The 16188-nt window shown below is 64.5% G+C and carries 12 protein-coding genes and 1 pseudogene; 4 read left to right on the top strand and 9 right to left on the bottom strand.

Annotation, left to right across the window (positions count from 1 at the left end):
* The first annotated feature begins 336 nt into the window (after positions 1–336).
* The 3 genes from ACP8LP_RS00660 to ACP8LP_RS00650 are packed head-to-tail and all read left to right on the top strand — an operon-like array spanning position 337 to position 3617.
* Positions 337–1287: a 1-phosphofructokinase family hexose kinase gene (locus ACP8LP_RS00660; RefSeq protein ID WP_484483203.1), complete on the top strand. Its 951-nt coding sequence runs from the start codon at positions 337–339 to the stop codon at positions 1285–1287.
* Between the two features lie 13 nt (positions 1288–1300).
* Positions 1301–3307, top strand: coding sequence for a PTS fructose transporter subunit IIABC (locus ACP8LP_RS00655; RefSeq protein WP_016666728.1), 2007 nt, complete (start codon positions 1301–1303; stop codon positions 3305–3307).
* Between the two features lie 52 nt (positions 3308–3359).
* Positions 3360–3617, top strand: a complete 258-nt coding sequence (locus ACP8LP_RS00650) for an HPr family phosphocarrier protein (RefSeq protein ID WP_016666727.1) — start codon at positions 3360–3362, stop codon at positions 3615–3617.
* 74 nt (positions 3618–3691) lie between these two features.
* On the opposite strand, the gene ACP8LP_RS00645 is transcribed toward ACP8LP_RS00650, so the two are convergent.
* The 9 genes and pseudogenes from ACP8LP_RS00645 to ACP8LP_RS00605 all read right to left on the bottom strand — a co-directional run bounded on the left by ACP8LP_RS00645 (position 3692) and on the right by ACP8LP_RS00605 (position 14706).
* Entirely contained in the window at positions 3692–4492 is an 801-nt protein-coding gene (locus ACP8LP_RS00645) for an SDR family NAD(P)-dependent oxidoreductase (protein ID WP_484483202.1), read from the bottom strand.
* A 23-nt stretch (positions 4493–4515) separates the two neighbouring features.
* Positions 4516–5456: pseudogene (locus ACP8LP_RS00640) on the bottom strand (NAD(P)/FAD-dependent oxidoreductase).
* A 290-nt stretch (positions 5457–5746) separates the two neighbouring features.
* Positions 5747–7348: a peptide MFS transporter gene (locus ACP8LP_RS00635; RefSeq protein WP_484483201.1), complete on the bottom strand. Its 1602-nt coding sequence runs from the start codon at positions 7346–7348 to the stop codon at positions 5747–5749.
* A gap of 235 nt (positions 7349–7583) precedes the next feature.
* Positions 7584–8951, bottom strand: coding sequence for an O-antigen ligase family protein (locus ACP8LP_RS00630; protein WP_004810260.1), 1368 nt, complete (start codon positions 8949–8951; stop codon positions 7584–7586).
* 107 nt (positions 8952–9058) lie between these two features.
* Entirely contained in the window at positions 9059–10051 is a 993-nt protein-coding gene (locus tag ACP8LP_RS00625; protein WP_004810259.1) for a Gfo/Idh/MocA family protein, read from the bottom strand.
* A complete protein-coding gene (locus ACP8LP_RS00620; protein ID WP_036979638.1) occupies positions 10051–11163 on the bottom strand; it encodes a DegT/DnrJ/EryC1/StrS family aminotransferase in 1113 nt (370 codons plus the stop codon). The genes ACP8LP_RS00625 and ACP8LP_RS00620 overlap by 1 nt, the downstream gene beginning before the upstream one ends.
* Positions 11164–11254: 91 nt before the next feature.
* The gene (locus ACP8LP_RS00615; RefSeq protein WP_016666722.1) at positions 11255–11872 is read right to left on the bottom strand and encodes an acyltransferase; all 618 of its coding nucleotides are present in this window, start codon (positions 11870–11872) and stop codon (positions 11255–11257) included.
* A 126-nt stretch (positions 11873–11998) separates the two neighbouring features.
* On the bottom strand, positions 11999–13336 hold the full coding sequence (locus ACP8LP_RS00610) for an O-antigen ligase family protein (protein WP_016666721.1): 1338 nt from the start codon (positions 13334–13336) through the stop codon (positions 11999–12001).
* Positions 13333–14706 (bottom strand): glycosyltransferase, encoded by a 1374-nt coding sequence (locus tag ACP8LP_RS00605; RefSeq protein ID WP_063279760.1) that lies wholly within the window; start codon positions 14704–14706, stop codon positions 13333–13335. The genes ACP8LP_RS00610 and ACP8LP_RS00605 overlap by 4 nt, the downstream gene beginning before the upstream one ends.
* Positions 14707–14802: 96 nt before the next feature.
* Here ACP8LP_RS00605 and ACP8LP_RS00600 point away from each other — a divergent pair, with 96 nt between their 5' ends.
* Positions 14803–16041 carry a tyrosine-protein kinase domain-containing protein gene (locus tag ACP8LP_RS00600; RefSeq protein WP_484483200.1) on the top strand — a complete coding sequence of 413 codons (1239 nt, stop codon included), beginning with the start codon at positions 14803–14805 and terminating at the stop codon, positions 16039–16041.
* The last annotated feature ends 147 nt before the right edge of the window (positions 16042–16188 follow it).

Below are 16188 nucleotides of genomic sequence, written 5' to 3'. Positions count from 1 at the left end.
CAGGGCCATTTCAGCCTCCCGGCCATTGCGCACGCACGCTTCCCCCAGCCCGCACTTCCACCGTGTGTGGTGTTTGGGTTGCTGACGTCAGCACGTGCAACCACGGGTGGCAACAACCCCATTCATAAGACCGATCACCACACCGACGCCTGTCGCCGGATCAGCCCGTCAAACAGTCACCCCGAGGCATCGCGGCGCCCCGCATCACCAAATGTCCGTTTTAGTGTTTTATTATTGCTTTTCCAGCTTTTATGTTTTAGAGTGTCACACATCCCAACATTGAAGGGTCGCTCATACCTGAGGGACCGTTGGGAAAAGCGACGAAGGAGTCCCCCCGTGATCGTCACAGTCACCCTCAACCCGAGCATCGACCGCACTGCATCCCTGCCTGGGCCGCTGCAACGCGGCCAGGTGAACCGACTCGGCAATTCCACTGAGGTCTCCGCTGGCAAGGGAGTCAACATTTCCCGAGTCCTCTGCGGAGCTGGGGTCGACACCTGTGCCGTCGTACCGGCCGGAACCAAGGACCGGCTTGTCACCGGCCTCGCCAATGACAAGATCCCACACATCGCCGTCCCGATCTCGACGCCGGCGAGGACCAACCTCACCATCACCGAACCCGACGGCACCACAACCAAGATCAACCACCCCGGAGCCGCACTCACCACCGCCGAACTGACCGCCGTCGAGGAGATCATCCTCGAGACGTCGACCGACGCTGAATGGGTCGTCCTGTCCGGGTCTCTCCCTCCCGGCGTCCCTTCGGACTGGTACACCACCATGACCCGTCGGCTGCACGAAACCGGCGTCAAGGTCGCCGTTGACACCTCTGACAAGCCCCTCCAAGAGCTGTCCGGGAAACTCCCCGAATCAGCTCCCGAACTCGTCAAGCCCAACTCCGTCGAGCTCGGTCAGCTCTGTGGAATCGACGGCAACTCCCTGGAGGCCGCCGCCGAGCAGGGCCATTTCGACGACGTCGTCGCTGCCGCCCGGCGCCTGCACGGCATCGCCGAGGTGCTGGTCACCCTCGGCGGCGCGGGGGCCCTACTCGTCACCGAGACCGATGCCTGGCACGCCTGGCCGGAACCAGTCGAGGTGAGGTCGACCGTTGGCGCCGGGGACTCCTCCCTAGCCGGATTTCTGCTGGCCCGTACCCGCGGCGACCAACCCGAAAACTGTCTGCGCACCGCCGTCGCCTGGGGCACGGCCGCCGCAGCCCTCCCGGGGTCGACCATGCCGACCCCTGCCCAGGCCGACGCCATCCACGTCAGCCTCACCCATCTGTGAGATCGGAGAACCGATGAACGCCCCTCTCATCATCCCAGAACTGGTATCCCTCGACGCTGACCTGGGCTCGACCAAGGCCGAGGTCATCACCTCGGTCGCCGGAATCATCGCCAGGGCCGGACGCGCCGACGCCGACGGCCTGACCCGTGACGCCCTGGATCGTGAGTCCAAGAGCCCGACCGGGATGCCCGGCGGATTCGCTATCCCTCACTGCCGCTCCGCCGCAGTCTCCCAGCCCTCACTCGGCTTCGCCCGGCTGTCCCCCGCAGTTGACTTCAACGGACCTGACGGCCCTGCTGACCTCGTCTTCATGATCGCCGCCTCCGAGAACGGTGGCGCCGACCACATGAAGCTCCTCACAAAGTTGGCTCGCGCCCTCGTCAAGCCCGAATTCGTCGAGCAGCTGCGCCAGGCCCCCGACGCTCAGACGGTCGTCGACCTCATTGGCGGGGTCGTCGGACCAGAGGAGGGCGCGCCTGTACCGGCACCCGCCACCGCCGCCGCGACAGACGAAACAGCTCCCGAACAGACACCCACCACCCACGTCGTCGCCATCACAGCTTGTCCGACCGGCATCGCCCACACCTACATGGCCGCCGACTACCTCACGGCCGCGGGCAAGAAGATGGGGGTTGACGTCAAGGTCGAGCCCCAAGGTTCCACCGCCACCGAGCCCCTCGACGCATCCGAGATCGAGGCCGCTGACGCCGTCATCTTCGCCACTGACGTCGGTGTCAAGGGCCGAGAGCGATTCGCCGGCAAGCCGGTCATCGAGTCAGGGGTGAAGCGTGCCGTCAACGAGCCCGAGAAGATGGTCGCCGAGGCTCTCGCGGCAGCCAAGGATCCGCACGCGCACCGTGTTCCGGCGGGCCACGGCGAACACCAGGAGCCCGAGCAGGCCGGTTCCCAGATCGGTTGGGGCAAGCGCATCCAGCAGGCCCTCATGACGGGCGTCTCCTACATGATCCCGTTCGTCGCCGCGGGTGGTTTGCTCATCGCCCTGGGATTCCTTTTCGGCGGGTACGAGATCGCCAAGGACGGCATGGACATCGCCCTCCACAACACCTTCAACAACCTTCCGGCACCCACCGCCCATGCCCTGGGTGGATCGGCCACCATGACCTACATCGGTGCGGTCTTCTTCGCCGTCGGCCAGGCGGCTTTCGGCTTCCTGCTTCCCGCGCTCGCCGGCTACATCGGTTTCGGTCTGGCTGATCGTCCCGGCATCGCCCCCGGCTTCGTGGCTGGTGCCGTCGCCGGGGTCACCGGGGCAGGATTCATCGGGGCCATCGTCGGTGGTCTGCTCGGTGGCCTCGTCGCCTATGGGTTCACTCGCCTCAACCCGCCCCGCTGGCTGCGTGGTCTCATGCCGGTCGTCATCATCCCGCTCGTCGGGTCCCTCATAGCCGGCGGCCTCATGTACGTGGTGCTCGGCCGTCCGCTTGCCGCTCTCACCAACGCCCTCAACAACTGGCTGGGTGGTATGAGCGGAGCATCGGCTGTCATCCTCGGAATCATCCTGGGCCTCATGATGTGCTCCGACCTGGGCGGCCCCATCAACAAAGCGGCGTACCTCTTCGCGACGACGAACCTCGCCGTCACCAACGTCGGGTCCCTCAAGGTGATGGCTGCGGTCATGGCAGCCGGAATGGTCCCGCCCCTGGCGATGGCCCTGTCGACGACTCTGCGTCCGAACCTCTACCAACCGGCAGAGCGCGAGAACGGCACCGCTGCCTGGTTGCTGGGAGCCTCGTTCATCTCCGAAGGCGCCATCCCCTTCGCGGCTGCTGACCCACTGCGCGTCATCCCCTCGATGATGGCCGGCGGAGCCGTCACCGGCGCCCTGTCGATGACACTGGGCGCTGCGTCCAAGGCTCCCCACGGCGGTATCTTCGTCTTCTTCGCCATCGACCGGGTCTGGGCGTTCATTCTGGCCATCGTCGTCGGCACCGTCGTGGCAGCCTTGCTTGTAACCGTCCTCAAGACCTCAGCCAAGCGCAAGGCCGAGGCCGCCGCCTGAAATATCCACACCAAACCGCACCGAAACACACAACCCTGAAAGGGACACCATCATGGCCAGCAGAATCGTCAAAGTCGGATCCTCCGTCGGGCTTCACGCCCGTCCCGCCGCAGTCATCTCCCAGGAAGCTGCCAAACTCGGCTCCACCGTCACCCTCGCCACCGAGGGCGGCGGGCCGGTCGACGCCAAATCCGTGCTACTCATCATGACCCTCGGTGCTGGCGCGGGTGATCCCGTCACGGTCGCCGGTGACAACGAGGATGACGTCAACACCATCGCTGATCTCATCGAGTCCGACCTCGACGCCTGATCCCGCTCCACACACGGCGAGGGCCGCTGTCATGACGACAGCGGCCTTCGCCCATCTCCACGTGGACCCGATCGTCAGAAGGTCGCCACCGACCCGGAGTCGACCCGGTAGTTCGACCCGTTGACGAAGGAGGCCTTGTCAGAACACAGGAACGCGATGACGGCGGCCACCTCTTCGGGCTCACCGCGACGCTTGAGCTCCATGTGGGGACGCTCCTCGTCGAGGAAGGACTCGATGGCGTCGTCGAAGCTGACGCCACGTTCCTCGGACCGCTTGGTCATCATGGCGTCGGTCATCGGGGTGTGGATGAAGGCCGGGGAGACAGCGTTGACGAGCAGCCCTTCCCGGGCATAGGTACGCGACAGCCCCTTGGCCAAGGCCAACACACCGGCCTTGGCGGCGCAGCACGGGATCTCGTCGTCATAGGGTTGGACGCCATCCTCGGAAGCCAGCAGCACGACACGACCCCACCCGCCGGTGCGCAGGTCGGCGATGAACTCCCGCAGCACCCGCACCGGGCCCATGAGGTCGATGTCGAGGGTGGAGCGCCAGCCCTCCTCGTCGATCTCGTGGAACTTACCCTGGGCGCCGGTGACCCCGGCTGACTGGACGAGGATGTCGATCGGCCCGAAGGCCTCCCTCACCTGTTGGTGGAGCTCGGCCAAGGAGTCGGCGTCGGTGACGTCGGCCGGGAAGGCGACGAGACGGTCCTCGGGCGCATCAAGGTCCTTCGCGGCCTTGGTGAGCTCGTCGGCGTCGAGGTCGGTGACGGCAACCTTCGCTCCCTCCGCAAGGAGGAGTTTCGCGGTGTTCCAACCGATGCCAGAGTCGGCACCGGTGATGAGGGCTACCCGCCCATTGAGTCCGAGATCCATGATGTTATCTCCTGTAGTAGAAATCAGTTGATGGCGTCCGAGAGGTCCTCGGGCGGGTCGGCAAGCACCTTGACGGCCTCGTCGGTGCGCCCAGGCAGGTTCCAGAGCAGGACGCCGACCGGCTTTCCGTCCTTGAGGTAGTAGACGACCTGGCCGTCCCCAACCTCCACCGCAGTGGTCTCAAGGCTGGAGTCGAGAGCGCCGACGGCCTCCCAGCGGACCCCGAACACCTGCGAGTACATCATCGGGGTGTGGGTGTAGGGGGCGTCCGAACCGGCCATCGAGCGGCCCGCTGCCTTGCCCATCATGGTGGCGTTGTCGACGTGCTCGACGCGGGTGCGGCCCAGCACCGGGTCCGGGTAGTTCGCGATGTCGCCAGCTGCCCAGATGGCGGGGTCGTCGGTGCGCAGGTACTCGTCGACCACGACGCCGTTGTCGACGGTGAGACCGGCGTCCTCGGCCAGGTTGGTGACGGGAGTCGCCCCCAGACCGGCGACGACGTCGTCAGCCTCGAGGATGATGCCGTCGTCCAAGGTGACCTCGGCGTTCTCGTACTTGCGCACCGAGGAGACACGATGCCCGGTGACGAGGTGAACCCCGGCATCGGCGAAGAGTTTCTGGTACTCCGACGCGATCTGGGCCGGGAACTGGGAACTGCCCAGGACCGGGTCGGGTGTGACGAGGCTGACCTCGCAGCCCTGCTGAACGAGGGCGGCGGCGAGCTCGGCGCCGGTGTCGGCGGCGGTGGAGAGATCGGTCTTGCCCCACGTGAACTCGGGGTCGGTCCACAGCTTCTTGCTGAGGGCAGGCCGGGGTACGGCGAATCAACGTCGGCGCTGAGGATGGCGATCGACCCGTCCTTGTCAATCTCGCGGATGCCGTGGGCGGCTGAGTCGGCGGCCATTCCGCCACCGATGATGAGGTACTGGTACGTCGTCATGTGTGCTCCCAAGGTTGGGTTCATCGTCGAAACGATGCGTACACAAACCACGTTAATCAGCCCTCAGCGTCCCTTCGAGGGTTCACGGCTGGCTTTCGCACCCGGCCAAGACGCTGGTGGAAGATCGGTTTCTGAACCCGTCGACTGCCATCTGGGATAGCACCAGGAACTATCAGCAACCCGATCACCACACACGGTAAAGGTACCTCTGCCAAGGTGCCTCCGACACAGAGCCGGGTCGACACGGACCACCAACACGACGTGGGACCCGCCCCACCGGACGGGCCCCACCGACGAATCAGTAGCTTTCAGATTCAGTGGCCTTCAGATTCCGGGGTGGCCCCGGCACCCTCGTGGCACACCTGATCGACGTCCTCCATCTTCGACTGGGTCCACGGGGCGATGGCGAAGAGCACGAGCGCGACGACAATCGTCACGATGCCCAGACCGTAGTAGAACACCACGTCACCAAGATTCTTCGTGCGCTCGATTGTCACCGATGCCAGGCCCTGACCGCAGGCCGCTGCTAGCAGCCACAGGGTCATGTTCTGGGATGCGAACTTCTTCGGGGCCAGCTTGGTGGCCGTCGAGAGGCCAATCGGGTTCATGAACAACTCGGCGACGGTCTGAATGACGAAGACGACGGCCAGGAACCACCACGGCGCAAGCTTGTCCCCGCCTGGCCAGCTCTGGAAGCCGAATCCCATCATGAGGGCGGTCAGCCCGATGATGAACACCGAGATCGCGAACTTCTGCGGGGTGTTGGGGAACTTCCCCTCCCTCCTTCGGAACCACATGCCCAACAGACCGGCAAGGATGAGCACGGCGGCCGGGTTGATCATCTGGTACTGCTCCGGCTTGAGAAGGGCGGAACCGGCGATGTGACCGTCGGTGTTGGCCTTGGCGAAGGTGGCCATCTTCCCGGCTGCCTGCTCGAAGATCATGACGAAGAGCACCTGCCCCACCCACAGCGAGACGAAGGCCCACAGGTGACCACGCTCCCGCTCGGTGACCTTCGAGGAGCGGAACATCGTCAAGAAGTACCCCAGGGCTGTCACGGTGGCGAAGGTGAACAGCGAGTAAGCGATAGCCGAAGTCCACTCGCCCAGCAACGCCTTGAACCCGATGACGAGCACAGCACCAATCGCGATGATTCCCAGGGTCCTGAGCACCATCCGGCGCCCCTCACCTGGGGCGAGCGGATTGGGAATGTCAAAGGCGAAGTCGCGCAGCTTGGAACGACCATGGATGAAAGCCACGAGGGCCAGGGCCATACCGATGGCTGCCGCGATGAATCCGATGTGGTACCCGTAGTGGTCCTTGAGCAGACCGGTGATGAGCGGAGCGATGAGGGAGCCGATGTTGATCGACATGTAGAAGTACAAGAAGCCTTGGTCACGACGCGGATCGCCATCGTCATAGAGGCCACCGACGACCGTCGACAGATTCGGCTTGATGAAACCGGTACCGATGGCGATGCAGACAAGGCCGATCCACGACGTCACCACCTGAGGTATCGCCAGGATGACGTGACCGGTCATGATGATGAGACCGCCCCACAGGGTGGAGACCCACGGCCCGAGAATCCGGTCGGCGAAGATACCGCCGGGAATCGTCATGAGCAGCACCGCAGCGCCATAGGAGGCCATGACCACCTGACCGGCATTGACCGGCAGCCCGAGGCCGCCATTTGCCAAGGTGTCGGTGATGAAGTAGACGAGGATGGCCCGCATCCCGAACCAGGAGAATCGCTCCCACATTTCCACCTGGAGCATCCACGGCAGTCCGCCCGGATGTCCGAGGAATGACTTGTCGTCGCGTGAGGGGCCGGTCACCAAGTGCTTGGGTCTGAACCCCCTCGCTCTTCCAACTGCGGTAACGCCTTCGGCATCGGCGGCGAGCGGCTCGAGGGACATCTGATCCTTTCCTTTCCCCATGGTCCGGGCATCACGAATCCGTCCGGATGGCGGGTTCAAAACCTCCCGGCAACCTGGAAAACTACCTGCCCGGGCGCGGCATCGACATCCATGACCTGGCGACGTCATCGTCACTAATATGGATTGACGACGGGTTCAGGCTAGTACGCAGCCGTACCATCCGCTGACTCGCCCCGGAAAGAATCACGGCTGAGCACACAATTTCCCGCGCGAATCAGTGGTCGACGGACACTTCCTCGCGGTCATCCTTCCCCGTGGTCGTCACGAGCCGGCAGACGACCAGCGTGAAGAACCACCAGAACAGCGCGATCGGGAAGTTCTTGATGAGGTAGGTGTCCATCAGGAAGGCCGGGATCGTCGCGAGCACCCCGAGGCACAACACCGGGAAGTGTCCGCGAATCCCCTTGATGCACACCGCGATGACAGTGCCCAGGGAGACCAGCAGCAGGATGAGGCCAATCGCCCCGAGCTCCCCCAGCACCTGGGCGACCAGACTGTGAGCGTGCGGAAGACTGTAGCCGTACAGGGTCTGGCGCATCCCATGGGAGGACCCGGGCATGAAAGTGGACTCAAGGACGAACCACGGCCAGATGGTCCCATAGCCGGTTCCCATTAGGAAACGACCCGGTGACTCGAGGACGACGTGTCCCGCCAAGGCCCAGGTCCTCGCCCTCGCCGGATCCACCAGAGACCCCGTCCGCACCGTCGAGACGAACCAAATGGCAACTCCGGCCACCACTATCCCCAGGGCCGCGAGGATGGTCCATTGCTCACGGCTTCTCCTGCGGTGAGAGCGTCCGAGGAGAACCAGACCGAGGATGAACAGGGCCAGGCAGATGATCCCGGCACGGGACCCGGACACCGCCAAGCAGGCCAGGTGACTGACGACGGCCACGCTCGAGATGATCCGGTGACGGTTCCGGATAACGGCGTCGACAGCGACAGCCACGGCGAGGATCAGCACCACGTGACAGATCGCGGCCCCACCGAGCTTGGTGGCAACCCGCCATCCCGTCGTATGACCTGCTGAGTATTCGTTGACGAGCCCAATTGGGTTCGCGATCGCCATCAGAACGGACAGTCTCCACAGCGCTCCCTCGAGGTTCTCCACCACGATGAGTCGGCAGGCGAAGACAGCGACGAGAATCGTCATCGTCGCCTCGGCCAGGGGCACGACGAGGGCATAGAGCGGCAGGCCCCTGATGACCCCCATGGAAAAGTCATAGACGACATGGTCATGGAAGGGGATCGAGGCCGCAGCCCAGGCCAGCAGTGCCAGGAAGCTGCACACCACGATGGTGAGGGGACGGGTCCACTCCCGCGGAGTCGGTATCCCCCGTGCATCCCTGACGATGCACAACACTTCCAGCGCCACGGCAGCCACCGCGAAGAGCGGGAGCACCAGTGGACACGCGCCATTGTCGAAGAGTGGCTGGTCCACCGTGACATAGGTACACGTGAGGAAAAGACATGCGACGACGACCTCGGCCGCCCCGCTGAACCACTGAGCGGGGTCTACCGAGCGCGATGCCACGGCCCGCAGGCCGTGAGGGAATTCGTGGTGACCAAAGATGCCAGCCATCCTACCCTCGAGGCCGTTGGAGACTCGGCCGCTCGACCCAGGCCGAACGCGTCGGTGAACGCAATCGGGCCGGGCCTCGACGGCCCGGCCCGATCATGACCGATGTGTCAGGAGATCTTGACGAACTCCCCGGAGGCGGCGGAGTTGATCATTGCCTCGCAGACCTGGACGACCTTGGCGCCCTGGGTCATCGTCACGATGTCGGACTCCTTGCCCAGCACGGCGTCACGGAAGTTCTCGTGCTCGGTGCGCAGCGGCTCGGGCTTCGGGATCGCGAACCTGGTGACGTCACCCTCGGCAACGCCACGGAAGTTGGCGATGTCATCCCACACCGTCGCAACCTTGGCGTTGGAGTAGAAGGTGAGATCAGCGGTCAGGGTGTCCGCGATGAACATGCCCTTCTCGCCGGTCACGAAGGTGCGACGTTCCTTGGTCGGGGTCAGCCAGTTGACGAGGTGGTTGCTCATGAGCCCATCGGAGAGCTGGCAGGTCGCCGAGACCATGTCCTCGTAGTCCCGGCCAGCCTTGAACATGGTACGGGCGGCAACCAGCTCGAACTCACGCTGGGTGACCCAGGCGGTGAGGTCGATGTCGTGGCTGGCGAGGTCCTTGACGACGCCGACGTCGGCGATACGGGCCGGGAACGGACCCTGACGACGGGTGGCCACCTGGTAGAGGTCGCCGAGGTCGCCGTTCTCCAGACGCTTGCGCAGCGACTGCAGGGCCGGGTTGTACCGCTCGATGTGACCGACGGCACCAATGAGACCCTTGCTCTCGAAGGCCTTGGCCAGACGGGTGGCGGCGGCCGTGTCGTAGGCCAGCGGCTTCTCGATGAGGGCGTGGACCCCCGCCTCGGCCAGCTTGAGACCGATCTCCTCGTGGAACTTGGTCGGGGCCGCGACGACGCAGTAGTCGACTCCGGCCTCGATGACCGCGTCGACGTCGGGCAGGACGGGCAGGTCACCGGCGACCCCGAATGGGTCCTTGCCGGAGGCGTCCGCAATCGCGACCAGGTCGACCCCGTCGATGGCGCGCAGGTTGCGGACGTGGTTCTTGCCCATCGACCCGATGCCGACCATGCCGGCACGCAGATTCGCCATCAGGCACCTGCCTTCGCGCAAGTGTTGACAGCGGCGACGATGCGCTCGAGGTCGGCCTGGGACAGCGAGGGGTGAACCGGCAGCGAGACGCACTCTGCGGCAACCTTCTCGGTGTTCGGCAGCTCGAGGCCCGGGGCGTACGGGGCCAGCGAGGGCAGACGGTGGTTCGGAATCGGGTAGTAGACCCCCGAGCCGACCTGGTGCTCCTCCTTGAGGGCGGTGACGAAGCGGTCGCGCTCCTCGCCGGTGGCTCCCTCGAGACGGATCGTGTACTGGTGATACACGTGCACGTAGCTCTCGGGAACGACCGGGGTGACGGCCTCGGTGATGTTCTTCGACAGGAAGGCCGCGTTCTCCTGACGGGTCTTCGTCCAGCCGGCCAGCTTGGTGAGCTGAACACGACCGATGGAGGCGTGAATGTCGGTCATGCGGTTGTTGAGACCGACGTACTCATTGGCGTAGCGCTTCTCCATGCCCTGGTTGCGGAGCATGGCAGCCTCGCGAGCGACCTCCGGGTCGGAGGTGGTGATCATGCCACCCTCACCCGAGGTCATGTTCTTGGTCGGGTAGAAGGAGAAGGCGCCGAAGGTACCGAAGGTACCGACGTGCTTGCCGTCGATGCTGGCGGCGTGAGCCTGGGCGCAGTCCTCGAAGACCCTGAGGCCGTGCTTCTCGGCGATCTTGAGGATCTCAGGCATGTTGGCCGGCAGTCCGTAGAGGTGCACCGGCATGATCGCGGCAGTCTTGTCGGTGATGGAGGCCTCGATGGAGGCCGGATCCAGGTTGAAGGTCACCGGGTCGACGTCGGCGAAGACCGGCTTGGCGCCGGACAGGGCGACGGAGTTGCCGGTGGCGGCGAAGGTGAAGGAAGGGACGATGACCTCGTCACCCTCACCAATGCCGGAGGCCAGCAGACCAATGTGCAGGGCCGAGGTGCCCGAGTTGACGGCCACGCAATGGACCCCGTCGACGACCTGGGAGGAGAACTCCTCCTCGAAGGAGTGGACCTGGGGGCCCTGGGCGACCATGCCGGAGGCGATGACCTCGTCGACGGCCTTGCGCTCGTCATCACCGAGGATCGGCTTGGCAGGTGGAATGAACTGGGCAGTCACGTTGAAAGCTCCTAACTGTTCGGACACGATGTCCGGTTTATGGGCGCCGTGGCACCCACGAAGGGGTACTTGGGTTGGGGGGACGACGACCTCAGGCCTGCTCGCCCTCGCTGACGAGAGTCAGCGTGTCGGTCTCGGGATCCTCGACGAACCGGTCCCCGGTTCGCGAGTCGATCCACTTGTTCTCACCGTCGGGATCCAGCGGGAAGCCGGAACGACCCACCCACTTGACTCGACGAGCTGGTACACCAGCCACCAGGGCATAGGCCGGAACATCCTTGGTGACGACCGATCCGGCCGCCACCGTGGCCCACTCACCGATGGTGACGGGGGCGACGCACACAGAGCGGGCACCGACGGCGCAGCCGCGCTTGCAGGTCACGCCCACCTGCTCCCAGTCGTCAGCCGACTTGAGGGAGCCGTCGGGGTTGATGGCGCGGGGGAAGTGGTCATTGGTGAGGACCACCGCCGGACCGATGAAGACCCCGTCCTCCAGCTCCGCCGGCTCGTAGACCAGCGCGTAATTCTGAATCTTGCAGTTGTCGCCGACGCGGACACCCTCGCCGATGTAGGCACCACGGCCCACCACGACGTTGCGTCCGAGGACAGCTTCGCTGCGGACTTGGGAGAGGTGCCAGATCGACGAACCGTCGCCGATGGTCACACCGTCGTCCAGATCGGCGGTGTCGATGATCCGTGGTTCACCCATGTGGGACGCCTTTCATGCCGGTTGCATCGGGTCCAGCGTACTCGCGCCCAGGACAAGACGCCGACAGGCCCGCTCTCAGGAGGCCGAACACGCCACAGGACATTGGCCCTCAGATGTGGAAGGGGCTCACTTCTGGTCGGCAGAGATGGCTCGAGCCAGAACTCGGCGTCGACGGGGAAGCCGCCGGTCGTCGACATGGTACTTCACAGATCTGCGCGGAGAGAGGCTGGTCCTGAGCAGGTACTGGCACCACAGCGCAATGGTGGCCATCTGGCACCAGACCGCCGGGGCCTTGAGGTACGAACTGTTGGCCATGGCCAGCACCGGGCAGAGGAGCAGGCTCACGCCCACCGCCTGCAGCAGGATCGTCTCGGTGTAGCCGGGATGCCCCCCGGCGCGGCGAATGGCTGCGATGAGAGCAGCCAGGGCCAGGGCGACGAGGACCACGCCGACGAGCAGGCCGTAACCGACGAAGACCTCGGTGAAACCGTTGTGCGGATCGATGGCGCCGTAGGTCCGCCACGGCGCAGCGGTCACTTCCACCGTGTACCGACCCGGTCCAATGCCGACGCCCTTGGTGTTCACGAACAGCCATCCGGCGTTCTGGTACAGGTGCAGACGGGTCTGACCGGAATTCGAGTTGAGGTTGACGATGAAGGTGTTGTAGGCGTCGATGAGTTGGGGAATCATCCCGGCGGCAATGACGAAAATGGCGCCCACGCACACCCCGATGGCTGCGATCATCGTCAGAACTCGAGAGCGCACGCACATCCAGGCCAACAGCACCAGACAGGCTGCCATGCAGAGTCTTGACCCGGTGAACCAGGTCACCGGCGCCACAAGGAGAGCGACGATGAAGTACGTCCACTTCAGCCAGCCCTTCTCGAGCTGCCATCCGACGATGAGGGCAACCATGCCGGCAGTGATGAAGTAGGCAAAGAGGTTGGGGTTGACCATGAAGGAGGCGATATCGGTCGCCGTCCTGCGGACATAGGCCGAGGCACCCAACCGATAGTTGGGCATGTGTTTTCCTGTAGCAATCTCGAACAAGCCGGGCAGGATCGCGATGATGACGCCGCCGAGCCAGGCCCGGCACATGAGGATGATCCAGGACAGCCCGTGGCCGACGAGGGTCAGGGAAATCATCGTCAACAGGCCGACGAGAACTCCCAGAATCTCCTTGAGGCTCTCAGCATCCCTCATGAGGAACAGGCCCATCGCGATCCAGAACATGCCGACGGCGATGAGGACCTGGGAGACGATCTCCACCCGTGGGCGCGCCGCCAGAGCGGCCAGTACCAGGACGACGACCAGCAACCGCACCGGAGGCAGACCGGCGATGGTGATCGTCGAGGCCCATGCCGACGCGAAGGGCAGCAGGATGAGGAAGAACTTCACGAACCACACTGCGACCCGGGAAGGCTGGGAGCTCGGAAGATCGGCCCGCTGAGCCAGCGTTGTCATGCCTGCGCCACCGTCACCATTCGGTCGACGAAGACGTCGAAGTTGTGGTCGGCGTCGTACTTCTCGGCCACCAAACGGGCCACCTCCTGACGAGTCCGGTCGGACTTGGCGTCATCCATCCGCGCCGCGATGAACTCGGCCACCTCCGATGCTGACGGATCGGACGGCATCAGCCAGTCCGGAGGAAGGATCTCACGAACCCCGCCCACATCGGTACCGATGACCGGTACGCCGCGCACCATCGCCTCCATCATGGACACTGGGATGCCCTCCGAGGAGCTGGTGTTGACCAGGACGTCGGCCTGGTGGGTGCGATACCAGGTGAAGAGCTCGTCGTGTCCAAGCTGGCCCAGCCATTCCACCTCGACCCCGCGAGGCTGGAGTTTCTCGGAAACTCGGGCAGCAAGCTCGTCATGGAGACGCCCCTCACCAGCGTGAACCCAGCGCAGGGTGGTTGATCCGCATCGCTGGGACAGATCCGCCAGGGAGTCGATGAGCAGGTCGAGCCGCTTGAAGGGGGTCATGGTGCTGACGGAGAAGACGGTGAAGACGCCGTCCGGGCTGGGTCGGCACCACTCCTCGCGCGAGGGGATGTCGACACCCAACCGGCTGACGACCACGTTATTCTCATCAAATCCATAGCGATCAACACAGAATTCGGCTCCATCGGCGGCAATCGGGGCCAGCAGGTCGACCTCGTCAACGATCTGGCGCACCGCGGGATGATGGCGCAGGGGGTGACGATCCTCGTAGATATCGGAGCCGTGAGCCCGAGACGCCACACGGCGCACTGCCCCCTGCTTCTTCGCCAACGCAGCACCCACTGTCGAAACGGCCAGCCAGTAGGTGTAGACGAGATCGATCCCGCCGTGTTCTCTCGACAGTTCGGCCAGGCTGCGTCGGACCATGGTGATCTGGGCACAGGACCGCAGGGCGAAGACGAAGCGAGAACGGTTCAGACGACCCAAACTGGCGAGATCGCGAATTTCTCGCCAGAAAACGCCGGACGTCAGGGCGTCAAGAACTGACAGCGCACGCCCTTTCTGGCTTCCCCACTTCCTCAACAGGCGGGTGTCAAGAGTGACGCCCGCAGGAAGATCACGGGGTTGGACATTCGGCGCGTCGTTCTTCTCCGGCAAGACCACCATGTCGATGCCGCGACCCGTCCAGTGGGGCAATTCCGCGACAATGAACTGCTCGGCAGATCCGTAGGGGAACCGGGACGTCACCAGGACGACCAGCGGCTTGTCATGGTGCCGACCGGTTGATTGGCGCGAAACCCCTTGGGAAGGGCGGACACGGCGGACCCGCTGCGCGAGCCAGCGCTTCGCGCGTCCCACCACGCCGGAGAGTGCGCCTGATCGTTGCATGGCCGATACTCCTTGGTTGTCCTACGGGCTATGGTGGTTCCAGCCTATACACACCTTCACCCCTGACAGATCGGTCGTTGGATGCAGCTACGTACAGTGTTCCGGAACGCGCGCCATTTCTTGGCCTCATCGGCGATTGTCGCCGTCATCGTCGCGATCGTCGCTGGGGTCGGCCACTACGCCATGTCCCATGCGAGCTACGAGGCCGAGGCCGACGTCTTGTTCACGTCAGAGGCCTTTGACACGTTCCAGAATCCGGCGGCGGCCTCGGAATACACCACCCACCTCGTCGCTTCCTACGCCGATTACCTCAGTTCCGCCGCGGTGCTGGAGCCCCTCGGCGCCAGCCTGGACCCGAGGGTGTCGTCAAAGTCGCTAGAGCAGGCCATCAAGGTGACCCCTTCCCCGATGTTCCTGCAGATCATCTACTCCAGCGACAATGAGGCCGACACCAAGAAGGTCGTCGACACCATGGTCACGGACCTCAAGAAGGCTGTCTCCCAGGTGCCGCATGCCAGCAACAACAAGCCGGTGCTGTCCATCTCCAAGGCGACCGTCGTCACCTCCCCGGTGCGGGGAAGTGAACGCTCCGTCACCAAGAGCATCATCGTCGGTGTGCTCATCGGCATCCTCGTCGGTCTCATCTACCTCTTCGTCCGAGCCATCCTGAACACCAGGATTCGCACTCCGGAGAACGTCGCCGAGGTTGTCGATTCCTCGGTTCTGGGCCGAGTCTCGGCATCCCCGACGACCAGCGAGATCACCCCGCTGGCCCACAACATCTCCTTCATGCCGGCCCGTGACGGCATCCGTACCGTCTCCTTGTGCCCCAGCTCAGAGCGCACCCAGGCCGGAGCGATTGCCGCGGCTGTCGCCGGCAGCCTGGCCCGCACCGGTACGAGGACGGTGCTCGTCGACGCCGATCTGGCCCATGGCAGCGCAACCCAGGCACGCGGCCTCGACCGTTCCACCGCTGGGCTGTCTGATCTGCTCGCCGGTCGCGCTCATGAGGCTGACGTCCTCGTCACCGGCAAGGGTGACGAGGCCGACTTCATCCCGGCCGGAACGGCCACCGACAACGGCGGCGAGTTGCTCGGCGGTGAGGCGCTGACGGCCCTGCTGCACGAGCTGGGCTCCCGCTACGACACCGTGATCGTCAACGCCTCTGCAGGGTTCGAGGCCTCTGACTCCCTCACGGTTGCGTCCAAGACCGCCTCGACGATCGTCGTCGTGGGCGAGGGAGTGACCTCACGGCGCGAACTCAGCGATCACCTCGAACTGCTGTCGATGTGCCACGCTCACCTGGACGGTGTGGTTCTGGCTCGCAAGAAGTAAGCGCTTCTGGAAGACCTCTTGAGTGACGGTTGCCGGTTTCCGGCAACCGTCACTTTCCTTGTCCCGAGAGGATCGTCTCATCAGAGGGCCGCGGTCAGGAGCTGCCATCGCGACGTCGTGCAGCCTCAATCAGTACGACTCGAAGTG

It is taken from the genome of Cutibacterium sp. LaCa_89 (assembly GCF_058177555.1).
This window is presented reverse-complemented; position numbering and strand designations above follow the sequence as displayed.

Excerpts from the sequence above, each read along its gene's own strand:
- ACP8LP_RS00635 (WP_484483201.1), bottom strand. The coding sequence starts at position 7,348 with ATGTCCCTCGAGCCGCTCGCCGCCGATGCCGAAGGCGTTACCGCAGTT.
- ACP8LP_RS00605 (WP_063279760.1), bottom strand. The coding sequence starts at position 14,706 with ATGCAACGATCAGGCGCACTCTCCGGCGTGGTGGGACGCGCGAAGCGC.
- ACP8LP_RS00650 (WP_016666727.1), top strand. The coding sequence starts at position 3,360 with ATGGCCAGCAGAATCGTCAAAGTCGGATCCTCCGTCGGGCTTCACGCC.
- ACP8LP_RS00645 (WP_484483202.1), bottom strand. The coding sequence starts at position 4,492 with ATGGATCTCGGACTCAATGGGCGGGTAGCCCTCATCACCGGTGCCGAC.
- ACP8LP_RS00615 (WP_016666722.1), bottom strand. The coding sequence starts at position 11,872 with ATGGGTGAACCACGGATCATCGACACCGCCGATCTGGACGACGGTGTG.
- ACP8LP_RS00630 (WP_004810260.1), bottom strand. The coding sequence starts at position 8,951 with ATGGCTGGCATCTTTGGTCACCACGAATTCCCTCACGGCCTGCGGGCC.
- ACP8LP_RS00610 (WP_016666721.1), bottom strand. The coding sequence starts at position 13,336 with ATGACAACGCTGGCTCAGCGGGCCGATCTTCCGAGCTCCCAGCCTTCC.
- ACP8LP_RS00625 (WP_004810259.1), bottom strand. The coding sequence starts at position 10,051 with ATGGCGAATCTGCGTGCCGGCATGGTCGGCATCGGGTCGATGGGCAAG.
- ACP8LP_RS00655 (WP_016666728.1), top strand. The coding sequence starts at position 1,301 with ATGAACGCCCCTCTCATCATCCCAGAACTGGTATCCCTCGACGCTGAC.